Source organism: Brevundimonas sp. GW460-12-10-14-LB2, from assembly GCF_001636925.1.
Lineage (GTDB): Bacteria > Pseudomonadota > Alphaproteobacteria > Caulobacterales > Caulobacteraceae > Brevundimonas > Brevundimonas vesicularis.
In genome coordinates, this window is the sequence record NZ_CP015511.1 from 2619619 (window position 1) to 2636755 (window position 17137).

General features: G+C 63.4%; 12 protein-coding genes. 10 read left to right on the plus strand and 2 right to left on the minus strand.

The genetic code is table 11. The features are described 5' to 3' along the window. Positions 1 to 19 precede the first annotated feature (19 nt). Positions 20 to 1342 carry a glycosyltransferase family 4 protein gene (locus A4249_RS13045; protein ID WP_156494719.1) on the plus strand — a complete coding sequence of 441 codons (1323 nt, stop codon included), beginning with the start codon at positions 20 to 22 and terminating at the stop codon, positions 1340 to 1342. A 145-nt stretch (positions 1343 to 1487) separates the two neighbouring features. Here the strand turns inward: A4249_RS13045 and putA are convergent, their stop codons facing one another. Further along, positions 1488 to 4619 carry a bifunctional proline dehydrogenase/L-glutamate gamma-semialdehyde dehydrogenase PutA gene (gene putA, locus A4249_RS13050; RefSeq protein ID WP_066553345.1) on the minus strand — a complete coding sequence of 1044 codons (3132 nt, stop codon included), beginning with the start codon at positions 4617 to 4619 and terminating at the stop codon, positions 1488 to 1490. A 109-nt stretch (positions 4620 to 4728) separates the two neighbouring features. Between putA and A4249_RS13055 the strand changes: the two genes are divergently transcribed. From A4249_RS13055 to A4249_RS13085, 7 genes are all read left to right on the plus strand, one after another. Beyond that, positions 4729 to 5190 (plus strand): Lrp/AsnC ligand binding domain-containing protein, encoded by a 462-nt coding sequence (locus tag A4249_RS13055; protein WP_039243792.1) that lies wholly within the window; start codon positions 4729 to 4731, stop codon positions 5188 to 5190. Positions 5191 to 5304: 114 nt separating this feature from the next. Then, on the plus strand, positions 5305 to 7521 hold the full coding sequence (locus A4249_RS13060; RefSeq protein ID WP_231868708.1) for an AGE family epimerase/isomerase: 2217 nt from the start codon (positions 5305 to 5307) through the stop codon (positions 7519 to 7521). A 92-nt stretch (positions 7522 to 7613) separates the two neighbouring features. Beyond that, the gene (locus tag A4249_RS13065; protein ID WP_066553348.1) at positions 7614 to 8699 is read left to right on the plus strand and encodes a glycosyltransferase family 4 protein; all 1086 of its coding nucleotides are present in this window, start codon (positions 7614 to 7616) and stop codon (positions 8697 to 8699) included. Positions 8700 to 8738: 39 nt separating this feature from the next. Next, positions 8739 to 10238, plus strand: a complete 1500-nt coding sequence (locus tag A4249_RS13070) for a phosphomannomutase/phosphoglucomutase (protein ID WP_066553351.1) — start codon at positions 8739 to 8741, stop codon at positions 10236 to 10238. Positions 10239 to 10307: 69 nt separating this feature from the next. After that, the gene (locus tag A4249_RS13075; RefSeq protein ID WP_066553353.1) at positions 10308 to 10568 is read left to right on the plus strand and encodes a DUF6894 family protein; all 261 of its coding nucleotides are present in this window, start codon (positions 10308 to 10310) and stop codon (positions 10566 to 10568) included. Then, positions 10568 to 11311 (plus strand): Crp/Fnr family transcriptional regulator, encoded by a 744-nt coding sequence (locus A4249_RS13080; protein ID WP_066553357.1) that lies wholly within the window; start codon positions 10568 to 10570, stop codon positions 11309 to 11311. Before A4249_RS13075 ends, A4249_RS13080 begins: the two co-directional genes overlap by 1 nt. Before the next feature lie 52 nt (positions 11312 to 11363). Then, positions 11364 to 12032 (plus strand): Crp/Fnr family transcriptional regulator, encoded by a 669-nt coding sequence (locus A4249_RS13085; RefSeq protein ID WP_066553360.1) that lies wholly within the window; start codon positions 11364 to 11366, stop codon positions 12030 to 12032. Here A4249_RS13085 and glmS read toward each other — a convergent pair. Further along, a complete protein-coding gene (glmS, locus tag A4249_RS13090) occupies positions 11993 to 13807 on the minus strand; it encodes a glutamine--fructose-6-phosphate transaminase (isomerizing) (RefSeq protein WP_066553363.1) in 1815 nt (604 codons plus the stop codon). The genes A4249_RS13085 and glmS overlap by 40 nt on opposite strands. 161 nt (positions 13808 to 13968) lie before the next feature. Between glmS and glmM the strand changes: the two genes are divergently transcribed. Next, the gene (glmM, locus tag A4249_RS13095) at positions 13969 to 15318 is read left to right on the plus strand and encodes a phosphoglucosamine mutase (RefSeq protein ID WP_082854167.1); all 1350 of its coding nucleotides are present in this window, start codon (positions 13969 to 13971) and stop codon (positions 15316 to 15318) included. 87 nt (positions 15319 to 15405) lie between these two features. Continuing rightward, complete coding sequence (locus A4249_RS13100; protein ID WP_066553366.1) at positions 15406 to 16341, plus strand: HEPN domain-containing protein; 936 nt, start codon at positions 15406 to 15408, stop codon at positions 16339 to 16341. The last annotated feature ends 796 nt before the right edge of the window (positions 16342 to 17137 follow it).

The window sequence follows — 17137 nt, forward strand, 5'->3', positions numbered from 1 at the left end:
AAACACCAGAGGTATATCCGTGCCGACCATTTGCGTTGACGGTTTCAATATAGCTTTGACCAACGGCTCGGGGATCGCGACCTATGGGCGAAATCTCCTGTCCAATCTTCGCGAGATAGGCCTGGGGACCCAGGTTTTATATGGTCCACCCCGCAAAAGGGGCAAGAACGACGTTTTGAACGAAACGGCCCTTGTCGAAGCTGGCGGTCCGCCGACCAAATTCAGGAAGAGCGAGCGTTTCAAGCGCACTTTCATGAGCCGTTTCGGGGTGGAGGCATGGCCTATCCTGCCCAGCGGCGAAGTGATCTGGCCGACAAGGGCTGGCGGTCGTCCCGACGCGGATGCTTACTGGGCCGCGCAGGATTTGTTCACCCTCGCAAATCGGGCCTTTCAGGCGTACGGCAAGGCGACACCGGTGACGTTCGAGCGTAACGAGCGCCTGCCTCTTCCGGACGTCATGCATTGGACGGCCACCGTGCCGCTCCATGCCAAATCGGTCCCGAATATCTACACCATTCACGATCTGATCCCGCTGCGCCTTCCGCATTCCACGGAAGACGACAAGGCGCGATACCTTCAGCAATGCCAGTTCATCGCTGACCGCGCTGACCATATCGCCGTGGTCTCCGAGACTACGCGTCAGGATGTGATCCGACTTCTGGGGGTCCCAGAGGGGCGAATTACGACGACCTATCAGGCCGTCAACATTCCGCCTGCCCTTACGGGACGGCCCCAGAGAGATGTGGCGTTGGAACTCGAGGGTATATTCTCGTTGGGTTGGAAGGAGTATTTCCTCTACTTCGGCGCTATCGAACCGAAGAAGAACCTGGGCCGGATCGTCGAAGCCTATCTTGCATCCGGTCTCACGACGCCTCTAGTCATCGTGGGCGGGCGCGCGTGGCTGGATGGCCCGGAAGTTGCGTTACTAGATCAGGTGAAGGCCGATGGAGGCCCGGTGGCGGCCCGGATCCGGCGCTATCAGTATATGTCGTTCTCGATGTTGGTCTCGCTGATCCGCGGCGCGCGCGCGACCTTGTTCCCCTCGCTCTATGAAGGGTTCGGTCTTCCGGTTCTGGAATCCATGGCGCTTGGAACGGCGGTTCTGACCTCGACGGCCGGCGCGCTGCCCGAAGTCGCCGGAGACGCCGCCGTCAGTGTCGATCCCTACGACGTGCCGGCCATGACGCGGGCTCTCCAGGCGCTGGATGCGGATGAAGGACTTCGGAATGAGCTGGTCGTCAAAGGGCTCGTCCAGGCCAGGAAGTTCACCCCGGACAACTATCAGCAACGCCTGATCGAGCTTTATCGTCATGTCGGCGTCCAGTCAGGAGCGTCCGTTTAGACTCAGGACCTGTTGATGTGAGGCGCTGAAATTTAATTCAGGCCCCTGAATAGTTGGGTGTGAGCGACCGGTAATGCCTGACGGACGAACAGATGGCACGGCTTCAGCCAAGCAGACGACTAAGGAATTAGGCGGCCGAATATACTCATAGGTTCAACAACGCCGGGTCCCCGCCCTGCGCGGCGATGTTCACGCTGATCGCCTTCTCGGCCGCGTAGCGGATCAGGCTGTTCGGCCCACCGGCCTTGGGACCGGTACCCGACAGCCCCTCGCCGCCAAAGGGTTGAACGCCGACGACCGCGCCGGTGATCGAGCGGTTGACGTAGACGTTGCCGGCGGGGACCAGATCGACGACTTCGGCGGCGAAGGCTTCGATGCGGCTGTGGACGCCCAAAGTCAGCCCGTAGCCGCGGGCGGCCAGTTTGCCAGCGACCGACTTCAGGTCGGACGGGGCGTAGCGGTAGATGTGCAGGATGGGGCCGAAGACCTCACGCCGCAGGAAGTCGGGCGTGGGGATTTCGGCGATGGTAGGGGCGAACAGGTCGCCCTTTTCGGAGCCCATCGGCAGGGCGGCGCGGGCGATGATCTTCGCTTCCTTCGACAGGCGCTCGACATGGGCCTCGAGGGCGCAACGGGATTCAGGGTCGATGACGGGGCCGATGTCGGTCTTTGGATCGGCCGGGTCCGCGACGGTCTGGACAGCCAAGGCGCCCTTCAGGCCCTCGATGAGGGCGTCGGCCGAATCTTTGGGCACATATAGGACGCGAAGGGCCGAGCAGCGCTGACCGGCCGAGCCGAAGGCCGACTGGATCACGTCGTCGATGACCTGCTCCTTGAGCGCCGTCGTGTCGATGAACATGCCGTTCAGGCCACCGGTCTCGGCGATGAAGGGGATGATCGGGCCGGGGCGGGCGGCGATGGAGCGGTTGATGGCGGCGGCCGTGTCGGTGCCGCCGGTGAAGGCGACGCCGTCGATCCCTGGGTGGGTGACCAGGGCCGCGCCGACCGTCTCGCCACGTCCTGGGACCAGGGCCAGCAGGTGGGGGTTCAGGCCGGCCTTGTGATACAGGCGCACGGCCTCGGCGGCGATCAGCGGCGTCTGCTCTGCGGGCTTGGCCAGCACGGCGTTGCCGGCGGCGAGTGCGGCGGCGATCTGGCCGGTGAAGATGGCCAGGGGGAAGTTCCACGGCGAGATGCACGCGAAGACGCCGCGTCCGTGCAGGAACAGCTGGTTGGTCTCGCCGGTCGGGCCCTTCAGGGTCTCGGGGGCGGTGAATGCGCGCTCGGCCAGCAGGGCGTAATAGCGGCAGAAGTCGGCGGCCTCCCGCACCTCGGCGACGCCGTCGTTCAGGGTCTTGCCCGCCTCGCGGCTGAGCAGCGCGACCAGACGGTCCAGATCGGCCTCCAGCGCGTCTGCCATGGCGCGCAGGACGATAGCGCGCTTGGCGCCGCCCTGCCGGTCCCATTGAACCTGGGCCTCAGCGGCAGCCTGAACGGCGGCGTCGATGTCAGCCGTCTCGGCTTCCGAGACATGGCCCAGCACCTGTGATCGATCGAAGGGATTGGTCACGTCCTGAGCGTTGAGGCCGGCGCGCAGCTTGCCGCCGATGATCGGGCCGCTGGTCAACTTCTCGCGGTCGACCAGTTCCAGCGCCCTGGCGTGGGCTTCACGGTCGGCGGCCTGAGAATAATCGCGGCCGAGGGAGTTCTGACGATCGCCGTACATGTCTTTCGGAACCGAAATCTTGGGGTGACGGTCGGGCGCCTGCTCGACCAGGGAAATGGGATCGGCCGCGACGGCCGAGGCCGGCACGCGCTCGTCCAGAAGGGCGTGGACGAAGGAGGAGTTGGCGCCGTTTTCAAGCAGGCGCCGCACCAGATAGGGCAGCAACTCCTCGTGCCCGCCGACAGGGGCATAGGCGCGGACGATGACGGTTTCATCGGCCCAGGCTTCTTGAGCGGCGTCATAAAGCGCCTCGCCCATGCCGTGCAGCCGCTGGTGTTCGACCGTGACGCCGTGATCACGCGCCATACGCCGCACGGCCGCCAGGGTGTGGGCGTTATGGCTGGCGAACTGGGAATAGATGGCCGGCGCGGCCTCGATCATTGCCTTGGCGCAGACCAGATAGTTCAGATCAGTCGCCGCCTTTGTCGTATAGACGGGATAGTCGGTGCGGCCGAACACCTGGGCGCGCTTGATCTCGGTGTCCCAATAGGCGCCCTTGACCAGGCGCACCATCAGACGACGGCCGGAGCGGCGGGCTAGGTCGGCGACGCGTTCGATCGTCTCCAGACCGCGCTTCTGATAGGCCTGAACCGCCAGACCCAGGCCCGTCCAGCCGCCAAGCGACGGCTCGTGCGCCAGCCGGTCCAGCAGCTTGAGCGACAGGGCCAAACGGTCCGCCTCCTCGGCGTCCATTGTGTAGTTGATGTCGTATTTCGCCGCGATCTGGGCCAGGCGCAGGATGCGGGCATACAGGGTCGCCCAGACGTCATCCTCATGCGTCGCCTCATAGCGGGGCGACAGGGCCGACAGTTTCACCGAGACGCCGTGGCCGTGCTCCGGCCCCTGACCTTTTGACGTGCTGCCGACAGCCTCGATGGCGTCGGCGTAGATTTTCTCGTAGCGGTCTGCGTCGGCCATGGTCCGGGCGCCCTCGCCCAGCATGTCGAAGCTGCACAGCCAGCCTTCCTTGTTCGACCGCTTCAGCGCGCCCTGGATGGTGCGGCCGACGACGAACTGCTCGCCCATGATCTTGACGGCGGTGGCCACGGCCTGACGGATGACCGGCTCGCCCAGACGACCGGCGATCCGCTTGAGGAAGCCAGGCAGATCGGTGCGCGCCTCGTCGTCCACATCGACCAGCTTGCCGGTCAGCATCAGGCCCCAGGTCGAGGCGTTGACGAACAGGCTGTCGGACTGGCCCAGATGGCTGGCCCAGTCGGCGGATCCGATCTTCTCGGCGATCAGACGATCGCGCGTCTCCTCGTCCGGCACGCGCAGCAGGGCCTCGGCCAGACACATCAGGGCCAGGCCCTCGCGAGTGCCCAGGCTGAACTGCTGAAGGAAGCTTTCGACCACCCCCTGCTTCTTCTGGCTGCGCCGGGCGTGTTCGACCAGGGCGGTGGCCTCCGCGACGACATCCGCGCGTTCGTTCGCATCCAGAGGCATGCGCGCCAGATTGGCGGCGACGGCCTCACGCTCGTCGCGGAACTTGTGCGTATCCAGACCGTCCCAGGCGGCCAGGCTCGAAGGCAGGAAGGCGGGCGTGGTCATTGGCGACAGATCCTGTGGATTTCAGCCGTATATGCCGGAGTTCATTGAAGGTGCTTCGTATGATACAAGACTGGACCGAAGATCGTTCTGTGTGAGGCCGTGATTTCCGATGATCGATATCGACGCCGTCGACCGCCGCATCCTGCGGGTGCTTCAGACCGACGCCCGCATCTCCAACGCCGAACTGGCGCGGCGCTGCAACCTGTCGCCCGCCGCCTGTTTCGAACGGGTCAAACGGCTGCGCGAAAAGAAGATCATCACCGGCTACGCCGCCATGATCGACCCGGCTCAGGTTGGCCGGGACCTGCTGATCTTTGTCGAGGTCCTGCTGGACCGCACCACCGGCGACGTCTTCGAAGCCTTCGCCGCCGCCGTCCGCAGCCAGCCGGAGGTGCTGGAATGCCACATGGTCGCCGGCGGCTTCGACTATCTGATCAAGGCCCGCGTCGGCGACATGGACGCCTACCGCGCCTTTCTGGGCGACGTCCTGGTGCGGATGCCGGGCGTGCGGGAAACACGGACTTATGCTGTGCTGGAAGAGGTGAAGTCGACGACAGTTCTGCCGCTGTAACTGGAAGCGTCAAAACAAGTGACGGGTCGCGCAACGCTGGCGCATTCAACACGTGACGCGACAGCAACGCTCGCGTAGTAGGCGGTTCGGTCTAGAAATGGCAGATTTGAGAATATGGCAACGCTTTACCCGGTCATCATGTGCGGCGGTTCAGGTACGCGTTTGTGGCCTGCGTCACGGCCTTCCCTGCCGAAGCAATTCATCCCGCTGGCAGGAAACCGGTCACTATTTCAAGAGACGGCCGAACGCGTGGTGTCTTTGGCGGCGGGAGCTGATCTCATCGTCGTCGCCGGGCTATCGCATCGCGATGCCATTCAGTCCCAGCTTGACGAGATCGGGATATCGGCAACCATAATCTTGGAACCTGAAGGTCGGGATTCTGCAGCCGCCATGGCCGCTGCCGCCCTGTGGACGACCCGCAGGGATCCTGACGCGGTCAATCTGTTTGTCGCTTCTGATCACCACATCCCGCACGGAGAAGAGTTCAGGGACGCGGTTCGCGAAGCCGTTGTCGGCGCTGAAGCTGGACGTATCGTCACCTTGGGCGTCGTGCCGACCGAACCGTCGTCGGCCTACGGATATATTGCGCCTGAAGGCCCTGGCTTGTCGGCAGTCGCCGCTTTTGTTGAAAAGCCCGACGCTACGACGGCGCAGCGCTATATCTCCGAGGGGTACCTCTGGAACAGCGGCAACTTCATCGTCCAGTCCACGGTCCTCGTTCAAGAGATAACAGAGCGTGCCGCCGCTGTGGCGGAAGCTGTAGAGAGCGCATTGAAGAGCGCCGTGCAGAATGACGCCTACATCTTGCTGGGCTCGGAGTTCAAACTGGCTCCGAAAATCTCGATAGATTACGCGGTGATGGAGAAAACCAGTCTTGCCGCAGTGCTTCCGGTACGTTTCACTTGGACCGACCTCGGCGCGTGGGACTCCGTGCACGCGTCGGGCGAGGGCAATGTCGGCCTGCATGTTTTGGAGGACTCAGAGGGCTGCCTGATCAGGGCCTGCGATGGCGTAATGGTCGCCGCAATCGGCTTGCGGGATGTCGGCATTGTCGTAGAACGCGACGCGGTCTTGGTGACCGATCTGAGAAAAAGCCAAGATGTGAAGAAGGTTGTGGATCGCCTTCGAAACCTCTCTCCTCAACATTTGGATTTTCCGCCCCTTCCGGAACCGGAAGGGTTGAAGGACGGTGCGGTCAGGTTGACGAACTGGTTGCGGCAGGCCGCGCTGCCGGTTTGGTCCGGCTTGGGCCAGGACGCTACGGGGGCTTTTGAAGAAGTTCTGGCGCTCGACGGCCGCCACGTCTCGGCGCCGCGCCGCGCCCGTGTCCAGGCGAGGCAGTTGCAGGTCTATGCGGAAGCAGGATTGCAGGACTGGCAGGGCCCGTGGAAGCGGGTGATTTCAAAGGGTCTTGAGCGGCTTAGGTCACTCTACATGCGTCCTGACGGGCTGATGCGGACGCTTCTTGCAGCCGACGGCTCGCCGATGGACGAGACCGCGATGGTTTATGATCAAGCGTTCCTGATCTTCGCTCTCGCCCGCGCGTCGGTCGCAACCGGCGACCCTGCGCTGGAAATCGATGCAGCTGCCGTCAGAGAGGAAATACTTAAGCGGGCGGATGCTGTCGGCGGCATAATGGAAAGCGGAGGCCACCCCTATCAATCAAACGCGCACATGCATCTGTTGGAGTCGGCACTCGCCTGGGAAGAGGCAAACGGCGACGCGGCATGGGGGCGTCTCGCTGACCGCCTCGTAGACCTCGCTCGAACCCGATTCATTGATCCCGAGTCCGGATACCTGCTGGAATTCTTCCAAAAAGACTGGTCTGCGGCTGCTGGAGAAGACGGGCGCTTGGTCGAACCCGGACATCAGTTTGAGTGGGCTTGGCTATTTGCACGGCATGGCCGCAACAGGCGCGATCAATCCGTCGTTGCGGACGCCTGGAGACTGTATGAGGCGGGCCTGAAGGGTATCGACAGGAAGCGCAATATCGCCATAGACGCCATGAACACCGACGGAAGCGTGAGGAGCGGCAGATCCAGGCTGTGGCCCCAAACCGAATGGCTCAAGGCCTCTCTTATACTGGCGTCGTTAAGTGACGACGGTAGACGCGCTCAATGTTTGGAACAGGCCGCCAATGCGCAGCGTGCGCTTTGGAAATATCTCACGCCGCAAGGACTTTGGCACGACAAGCTCCTTGCCACTGGCGAGTTCATCGACGAGCCAGCTCCTGCCAGTTCCTTCTATCACATCATGGCCGCTTACGTTCAGGCGAAAGAAACCCTGACCGTAATGGAGCCTGATATAGCTCCGCCCTTGCGGCTGCTATAGGAGCCTTCGACATCGGAGACTGTCTCGCCTTCGTCATTCGAACCGTCTAGAAGTTCCGCCCTTACTCAACGGCTCAGGGTCCGCCCGCCTCAATGCGCATCGTTCTGGCCACCGACGCCTGGGAACCTCAGGTCAATGGCGTCGTCCGCACCTTGACGCGCACGGTCGCGGAATGCCGCGGCATGGGTCATGAGGTCGAGGTCATCGAACCTAGTCTGTTCAAGACCATCCCCTGCCCCACCTATCCGGAGATCCGGCTGGCGCTCGGGGCGGAAGAAGAGATCCGCGAGATGCTGCGGGCCTTCGAACCCGAGGCTGTCCATATCGCCACCGAAGGTCCGATCGGCATCGCCACGCGTCGTATCTGCGTGGAGTGGAAACTGCCGTTCACGACCAGCTACCACACCAAATTTCCCGAATATGTCTCGGCCCGTTTCCCGATCCCGGTCCAGGTCGGCTATGCCTATATGAAGTGGTTCCACAAGCCGTCGGGCCGGCTGATGGTGGCGACCCCGACCCTGCGCGACGAACTGGTCGAGCATGGGTTCAAGAACGTCTCTCCCTGGTCGCGCGGCGTGGACACGGACATGTTCAACCCGAACCTGGAACGCATCTACGATGAGCTCGGGGGCAAGGACTGGCCCCGGCCTTTCTTCCTGAATGTCGGTCGCGTGGCGGTCGAGAAGAACATCGAATCCTTCCTTCAGCTCGACCTGCCCGGCACCAAGATCCTGGTCGGCGACGGCCCCGCCCGCGCGGAGCTGCAGGAGAAATATCCCGAGGCGAAGTTTCTGGGCGCCCGGTTCGGCGACGATCTGGCCCGCTGCTTCCGCGACGCCGACGTCTTCGTCTTCCCTAGCTGGACCGACACCTTTGGCCTAGTGATCCTGGAAGCCATGGCTGCCGGCACGCCGGTCGCCGCCTATCCGGCCCACGGCCCGATCGACATCATTCCTGGATCGAACGCCGGGGCGATCAACAGGGATCTCAGGACCGCCTGCCTGGAGTGTCTCGACCTCGACCGCAAAGCCGTCCGAGCCTATGCGGAAAAGTTCAGCTGGCGTGCCTCAGCCGAGCAGTTCGTCGAAAACCTGCAACCCTATCCCGAACCCGAACGCGGTCGCTTCTGGCGCCGCCTGCGCCGCATCGCCCGCATCCGCAAGCGCGCCGCAGCCTGATCGGCCGGCAATCCAACCGAGACAACCAGGACTACAACCATGCTCAAGCCCCGTCAGGACCTGAAGCCGAATACGGCTGCTTATGAAACTGAGGCCTTGGTCAAGCCAACAGGCTTCCGCGAATACGACGCGCGCTGGATCCTGGAAAAAGAGATCAACCTTCTCGGCATTCAGGCTCTGGGCCTTGGGCTAGCCACCTATATCCACGAGATCGGTGTCGCGCCGAAGATCGTCACCGGTCACGACTTCCGCGGGTATAGCCTCAGCGTCAAACAGGCGTTGATCCTCGGGCTGCTGGAAGGCGGGATGGAGGTTCTGGACGTGGGCCTGGCCTTGTCGCCCATGGCCTATTTCGGCCAGTTCGAACTGGATGCGCCGTGCGTCGCCATGGTCACCGCCAGCCACAACGAGAATGGCTGGACCGGGGTGAAAATGGGGGCGAACAAGCCCCTGACCTTCGGCCCCGACGAGATGGGCCGCCTGAAAGAGATCGTTCTGAACGGCGAGGGCGTGGCCCGCCCCGGCGGCAACCTGGTGCGGGTCGATGACTTCGCCGAAACCTATGTCGCCGATGTGGCCTCCAAGGTGCAGATCAAGCGTCCCCTGAAGGTCGTCTGCGCCTGCGGCAACGGCACGGCCGGCGCTTTCGCCCCCGATGCTTTGCGCCGCATGGGCGTCGAGGTGATCGAGATGGACACCGACCTCGACTACACCTTCCCCAAATACAATCCGAACCCGGAAGATCACGTCATGCTGGTGCAGATGGCTGAGCGGGTGAAGGAGACCGGCGCTGACCTGGCGCTGGGTTTCGACGGCGACGGCGACCGTTGCGGCGTGGTGGACGACACGGGCGAAGAAATCTTCGCCGACAAGATCGGCCTGATGCTGGCCCGCGACCTGTCCAAGGTCTATCCGGACAGCACCTTCGTCGTCGATGTGAAGTCGACCGGCCTCTACAAGACCGATGAAATCCTCAAGGCCAATGGCGCCGAGGTGGTCTATTGGAAGACGGGCCACTCCTACATCAAGCGCAAGACCGCCGAACTGGGGGCCCTGGCCGGGTTCGAGAAGTCGGGGCACTTCTTCATGGCTGGCGATCTGGGCCACGGCTACGACGACGGTCTGGTCGCGGCCGGCGCCGTCCTGGCCATGCTGGATCGCAATCCGGACAAGAAACTCAGTGAGCTGAAGACCGCCCTGCCGGACGCCTGGACCAGCCTGACCATGTCGCCCCATTGCGACGACGAGCTGAAATACGGCGTGCTGGAGCGGATCGTGAAGGAATACTCCGACCTGGCCGACGCTGGCGGCGAAATCCTTGGCCGCAAGATCGTCGAGGCCATCACCGTCAATGGCGTCCGCGTGCACTTGGACGACGGGTCTTGGGTCCTGGTCCGCGCGTCGTCCAACAAACCAGAGCTGGTCGTGGTGGTCGAGAGCATGCGGTCCGAAGACGACATGCGCGACCTCTTCCGCAAGGAGATCAAGCCGCGCCTCGCCGCCTATCCAGAAATCGGCGCCTTCAATCAGGAAATCTGAAAGATCACAGCGGACTGAACCAATCGCGCCCGTGACCGCTTCCCTCTCGGCTGAAGCTAGGAGGGAAGATTGCCGCGCTACTTTTTCCATACCCAGAACGGAGATTGCATCCGTGACGAACAGGGCGAGGAACTGAGGAGCGTTGACGCGGCCCGCGAGGAGGCCGTCGCCGTGCTGGGCGAAATCCTTCGCTACCGGGGCGCATCGTTCTGGACGACCCGCGCCTTCAGCGTCATCGTCACGGACACCGAGGGTCGAACGGTCGTCAGCGTCACGGCGTCCGCATCCGATCAGGCGCCCGAGGGCTGGACATTGACGGGGGACGCGTGATGACCAAGGCTGGCAGCGCCTCAAAGATCACCACGCTGGTCGATAAGTTGTCGCTCCGGGACCGGCTCAATCGCGAAGAAATAGAGGCGTTAAGCGCAGTCCTCGATGCGCCCAAAACCGTCTCTGCCGGATCCGATATCGTGCGCGAGCACACCCGCCCGCTTCACAGCACCCTTCTGATTTCGGGCTTTTCCGCGCGTTACTCCACGCTGGAGGACGGGTCGCGTCAGATCACGGAAATCAATGTGTCCGGCGACTTCATCGACCTGCACAGCCTGTTGATGAAGCAGATGGATCACGGCGTCGTCGCCCTGACCGACTGCGTGATCGCAGAGGCGCCGCACAGCGGCTTGATCGACATCACCGAGCGACATCCACACCTGGGCCGACTGCTTTGGCTGGACACCATCATCGACGCCGCCATCCATCGACAGTGGCTGGTGGCCATGGGACGGCGCAGCGGCCTGGGCCATCTGGCGCATCTGGTATGCGAGCTTTACCTGCGCCTCCAGGCCGTCGGCCAAACAGGTGATTTGACCTTCGAACTCCCGCTGACGCAAACGACCTTGGGTGATGCGCTGGGCCTCTCGACCGTCCATGTCAGCCGCCTGATTTCCGAGCTTCGCAGTGAGGGGGTCGTCGCTTGGGCGGGCGGGCGCATCGATATTCTCGACTGGCGTCGCTTGGCCGAGATCGCCGAGTTCGACCCCACCTATTTGCGCCTGCAATCCGAGCCCGTCTGATCACTTAACGCATGTTATCGCACCGAACGGCGATCGGCCGTCTAGACGGGGCATGTCTCAGTCAAACCTCGCGCACGCTCTGTTGTCTGCCCTTGCAGTTCAGGGCCTGGACGAAGGCGATGCTTTCTTCGCCGAGGCTGGCGCACGAACCTCAACCACACAGAATGGCGAAGCTGTCGTCACGCTGATTTTGTCAGGCGTCCTGGCGCGTATCGGGCTCGACGGCACTCTGTCGCATGGGCTGGCGTCCAGCGACGACGTGATCAACTTCGACGCTGTGTTGGGCGGGGGTGGGCCAGAGTCGGCCGTTTGGTTGACGGCCGGACGATACCTGACCGTCTCCGCTCGCAAGCTGGCGCAAAAGATCGATCGCGACAGTCTGGTCGAGATGGCGCTGATTGATCTTCGCCGTCGCAACATCGCCCTTCAGGCTGAGCTTTCGCGCCACGCCACATTAAAAGTCAGCCAGCGCCTGGCCGCCCTATTGCTCGACGTCCACGACCGAAAGGGAGGCGACGTCCTCGCTCTGCGTCAAACCGAGCTGTCGCATCTAATGGCTGTGCGGCGCGCCAGCATATCGACCGCCTGCACCGAACTGTGCGCCGCCGGCGCCGTGCGGCTGCGGCGCGGCGCGATCCAGATCACCGATGCAGACGCCCTGCGGCGGATGATGGACGAGGCCTATTCGACCGTGACGGATTTGGCCAGGTTGCGGGGCTGATCCACGTCGGTGCCCTTCTGAACGGCTGTGTAGTAGGCCAGAAGTTGCACCGGCACGGCATAGACCAGAGGCGCGATTAGCGGATGGCAGTCGGGGGCGTGGATGCGGCGAATGCCGGCGCCGTGCGGATCGGGTGCCTTTTTCGGCGCGATCATGATGACCGGGCCGCCCCGTGCGGCGACCTCCTGCAGGTTGGACGCGGTCTTTTCGAACACATCGTCAAGCGGAGCCAGGGCGATGGTCGGGGTCTCTTCGTCGATCAGGGCGATGGGGCCGTGTTTCAACTCTCCGGCGGCATAGCCCTCGGCGTGGATATAGCTGATCTCCTTCAGCTTCAGCGCGCCTTCCATCGCCAGCGGGAACATGGCCCCGCGCCCCAGGAACAGAACGTCGTCCGCCTTTGACAGATCGTGGGTCACCGCTCGGATGCTGTCGCCCATCGTCAGGGCCTCGGCGATCAGGCGCGGGCTTTCGAACAGAGCCTTGACCAGTTCGGCCTCGTGAGCCGCATCGATCCGGCCGCGCGCCACGCCCGCCGCCACGGCCAGAGCCAAGAGCGCGGCAACCTGGGCGGTGAAGGCCTTGGTCGAGGCGACGCCGATCTCGGGTCCGGCATGGGTGGGCCACAGGACGGCGGCTTCGCGCGCCATCGAGGACGAGTGAACATTGACGACAGCGGCGGTCTGCAACCCCTGCGCCTTGCACCAAGTCAGGCTGGCCAGGGTGTCGGCCGTCTCGCCCGACTGGCTGACGGCGACCGCCAGGGTAGATTTCGAGACGGCCGGCGAGCGATAGCGGAACTCCGACGCGATCTCGACGTCGCAGGGCAGGCCCGCCAGCTTCTCGAAGGCGTAACGGCCGATCTGGCCGGCGTAGAAGGCGGTGCCGCAGGCGACGATCTGGATGCGGTTGATGGCGGCGAAATCGACGGGATTGGTCTTGGCCTTGCCGGTCACCAGGTCGAGATATTCCGACAGGGTGTGCTGGACACTGTCGGGCTGTTCATGGATTTCCTTCTCCATGAAGTGGCGATATTCGCCCTTCTCGACCATTGCCGATGAGGCCGAGACCTGGACGATGGCGCGTTCGACCGGCTTGCCCGCCACGTCGAACATCTGGGCGCTGGCCTTGGTCATGGCGACGTAATCGCCCTCTTCCAGATAGGAAATCTTCTGCGTGAACGGACCGACGGCCAGCGCGTCCGAGCCCAGATACATTTCGTCCTCGCCCCAGCCGACCACCAAGGGGCTGCCGCGTCGCGCGCCCAGGATCACGTCGTCCGTCCCGTCGATCAGCACCGCCAGCGCATAGGCGCCGGTCAGGCGATCCAGAGTGGTCTTGAACGCCTCCAGCGGCGCGCGACCCGTATTCAATTCGGCGTCCAGCAGGTGGGCGATGACCTCGGTGTCGGTCTGGCTTTCAAAGACATGGCCTTCGGCGGCCAGCTCGGCTTTCAGCTCGGCGAAGTTTTCGATGATGCCGTTATGGACCAGGGTGACACGACCGGCCTTGTGTGGGTGGGCGTTGGCGGTCGTGGGCGCGCCGTGCGTGGCCCAGCGCGTATGGCCGATGCCGACCGTCGCCGTCATCGGCTCCTCGGCCAGGACGGCTTCCAGATTGCGGATCTTTCCCTTGGCGCGGCGGCGCTCGACCGAGCCGTCCACAACGGCGGCGACGCCTGCGGAATCATAGCCGCGGTATTCCAGCCGTTTCAGGCTGTCGATCAGCCGGGGAACGACAGGACCATTGCCGGTGACGCCGATGATGCCGCACATGAGCGAAGGCTCCGAGAAGTCAGGAAAAGGGCACCGCTTTGCGCTGGCGGCGATCCGGGGCTAAGCCACACATCAAGCCCCATCGGCCGTCTATGCAATCTTAAGGCGGGCCGCATCAAAAAAGGGGTTTCGGAACGTTACCCGAAACAAAGGACCGCACCTTGGGCGACAGAAAATACTTCGGCACCGACGGCATTCGCGGGCGCGCCAACACCTATCCGATGACGGCCGAGGTCGCGCTGCGCGTGGGTCTGGCCGCCGGAAAACTGTTCCGCACCGACGACGACCGCCGCCATCTGGTGGTGATCGGCAAGGACACGCGCCTGTCCGGCTATACGATCGAGCCGGCCCTGGTCGCCGGTTTCGCTTCGGTCGGAATGGACGTGCGCACCTTCGGTCCCGTCCCGACGCCCGGCGTGGCCATGCTGACCCGGTCGATGCGCGCCGATCTGGGCGTGATGATCTCGGCCTCGCACAACGACTATGCCGACAACGGCATCAAGCTGTTCGGGCCGGACGGCTACAAACTCTCGGACGAGATCGAGCTGAAGATCGAGGCCATGATGGACCAGGGTCTGGACCAGGGCCTGGCGCCGTCGAACAAGCTGGGCCGGGTCAAACGCATCGACGACGCCCAGGCTCGTTATATCGAGATCGCCAAACAGGCCTTCCCCAAGCGGCTGACGTTGCAAGGCCTGCGCATCGCCGTCGATTGCGCCAACGGCGCCGGCTACAAGGTCGCGCCCACCACCCTGTTCGAACTGGGCGCCGAGGTCTTCCCCGTGGGCGTGACCCCGAACGGGACAAACATCAACGCCGAGTGCGGCTCGACCCATCCGGCGACCCTGGCCGATGCGGTCAAACGCTACCGCGCCGATATCGGCATCGCCCTGGACGGCGACGCTGATCGACTGATCATCTGCGACGAGACGGGTCGGGTGGTGGACGGCGATCAGATCATGGCCCTGGTCGGGCTGGACTGGGCCAGGCGCGGCCTCCTGACCGGGGGCGGCGTGGTGGCCACCGTCATGTCCAACCTGGGACTGGAGCGTAAACTGAAGGCCGAAGGCCTGACGCTGGAGCGGACCAAGGTCGGCGACCGCTATGTCATGGAAAGGATGCGCGAAGGCGGCTTCAACATCGGCGGCGAACAGTCGGGCCACATCATCCTGCACGACCATGCCACGACCGGCGACGGCCTGATGGCGGCGCTGCAGGTACTGGCCGTCCTGGTGGAATCCGGCAAGCCGATGAGCGAACTGGCCCGCCAGTTCGAGCCCGTGCCGCAAAAGCTGGAGAACGTCCGCTTCACGGCCGACAAGCCGCTGGAGACCGACCCGGTCAAGGCCGCCATCGCCGAGGCCGAAGCGGCCCTGAGCGGTCAGGGACGGCTGCTGGTGCGCCCGTCGGGCACGGAAAAGCTGATCCGCGTCATGGCCGAGGGCGACGACGAGGCGCTGGTCAAGCGGGTGGTGGCTGAAGTTGCTGCGGCTGTGAAAACAGCAGGGTGAAACCTGCAACACAATAATACGCATCTGCGCGGCGTGTGCGCGCAACTTCACGGTTCACAGCGTCTGCGTTTTCGATAGACTCACCTAATGCGGTCCGATCTGGAACATCTGCCGGAGCGTCAGCAGCGTGAACTTCAACGCGTTCGCGACATCCTGCTTGCTGGATTTGAGGCGGCCAGGACAAGCGGCGGCGGCGCCAACTCTGGTTGGCGACGCGGCGGCCAGATCCTCAAGATCATCCTGTTCGGGTCCTACGCACGAGCGGACTGGGTGGACGAACCAGAGAATGGCTATCTCTCGGACTTCGACCTCCTGATCGTGGTCAACCACGAGAAGCTGACGAACATCGCCGACTACTGGTGGAATTCCGAGGACGAGATCCTTCGTGACCCGGCCATCGGGCGAACCGTCAATCTCATTGTCCACGATCTTCAAGACGTGAACGACGCCCTGCGGCGAGGAGAGTACTTCTGGACCGATATCGTCCGCGACGGCGTCGCCCTCTACGAGATTCCCGGCCATGCCTTCGCTCCGCCACAGCTGATGACGGCGCAGGCCGCTGGCGAAATGGCAAAACGCCATTTTGAAGTTAAGTCGGCAGACCTCAGGCGGTGGATCGATACGGCTGAATACCAAACTGGAAAGGCTGCCGCGGACGAAGGCTTCCGGAAGCTGGCCGCCTTCAGCCTGCATCAGGCTGTTGAGACCGCCTACGCCTGCTTCCTACTCGTCCACACCCTCTATTTTCCGCGCTCCCATAACATTAAGTTCCTCCGCTCGCTCGCCGAGGCCGTGGACGTAGGGCTGGTTGAGGCCTGGCCGCGTGAAAGCCGCTTCGATCGCCGCCGGTTCGAACTGCTGAAGAGGGCCTATGTCGAAGCCCGCTACAGCGATCAGTACGACGCCTCGGCCGAGGATCTGGAATGGCTGATGGCCAGGGCGAAACACCTGCGTGATCGGGTCGCAGAATCAAGCCGGGCGCGCGTCGAGGACCTACGGCTGAAAGCGGAAAGCTCGAGATAGGTCGCAGCCTTGGAAGTCAGAGATGCAACTACGGCAGTCGAACACGAAGACCGTCTTCTGAACCGAAAGGAAGCGTCACGTGAACTCGCCGCGCTGGGAGTCCAACTCGCGCCTTCGACTTTAGCAAAAATGCTATGCCTTGGTTTGGATGGTCCGCCTTACATCCACATTCGTAAGCGCCCTTATTATCCCAGGCTTCAACTTCGAGCTTGGGCCAGGCTTCAGGTCAGCGAGGTGCGTTACTCATCGCGCGAGCTTCGCACCCCCCAGAAGGGCAGAGCCTGGAAGGACAGCGCGGCGCTGACTGTACGCCCTTTGAAGGGTGCATATTGGCAAGCGAGGGCCACGAAGCCTGCGTATCTCGTTGGGTCAAGGCCTGGGGCATATTGCATCGCCGCCCGCCTCTGCCGACTGCAACTTGAACAGAAGGCTCCCAGAAGGGATCTCAAGTTGTCGGTTTATGGGTTCGTCCGGATAAGCTAGCATCCAGACGCCCGGGCGGCCCCCGCGCATGTCCAGGCTTCGGCTAAAGGCGGCGGCGCGTGGCTCAACCATGTTCTCAACGCCCGGCGCATGACCAAGACGCAAGCGAAGGTCGAGCGGGTATCGCGCCACACTTGCCAACGGCGAGTGAATGATTCATCCTGGAGGTGCGTCGCACAGCGGCGTCGAGGCGTGAGAACCTCGGTTGAGAACAACCCGCAGCCTGCGCTTGTACGCCCACGGGGGCTGCAGCGCGCCGCGCCCTTTGCGCTTGCCTCGACCTAGGCTCGGCTCCGTCAATCCAGACGGGCGG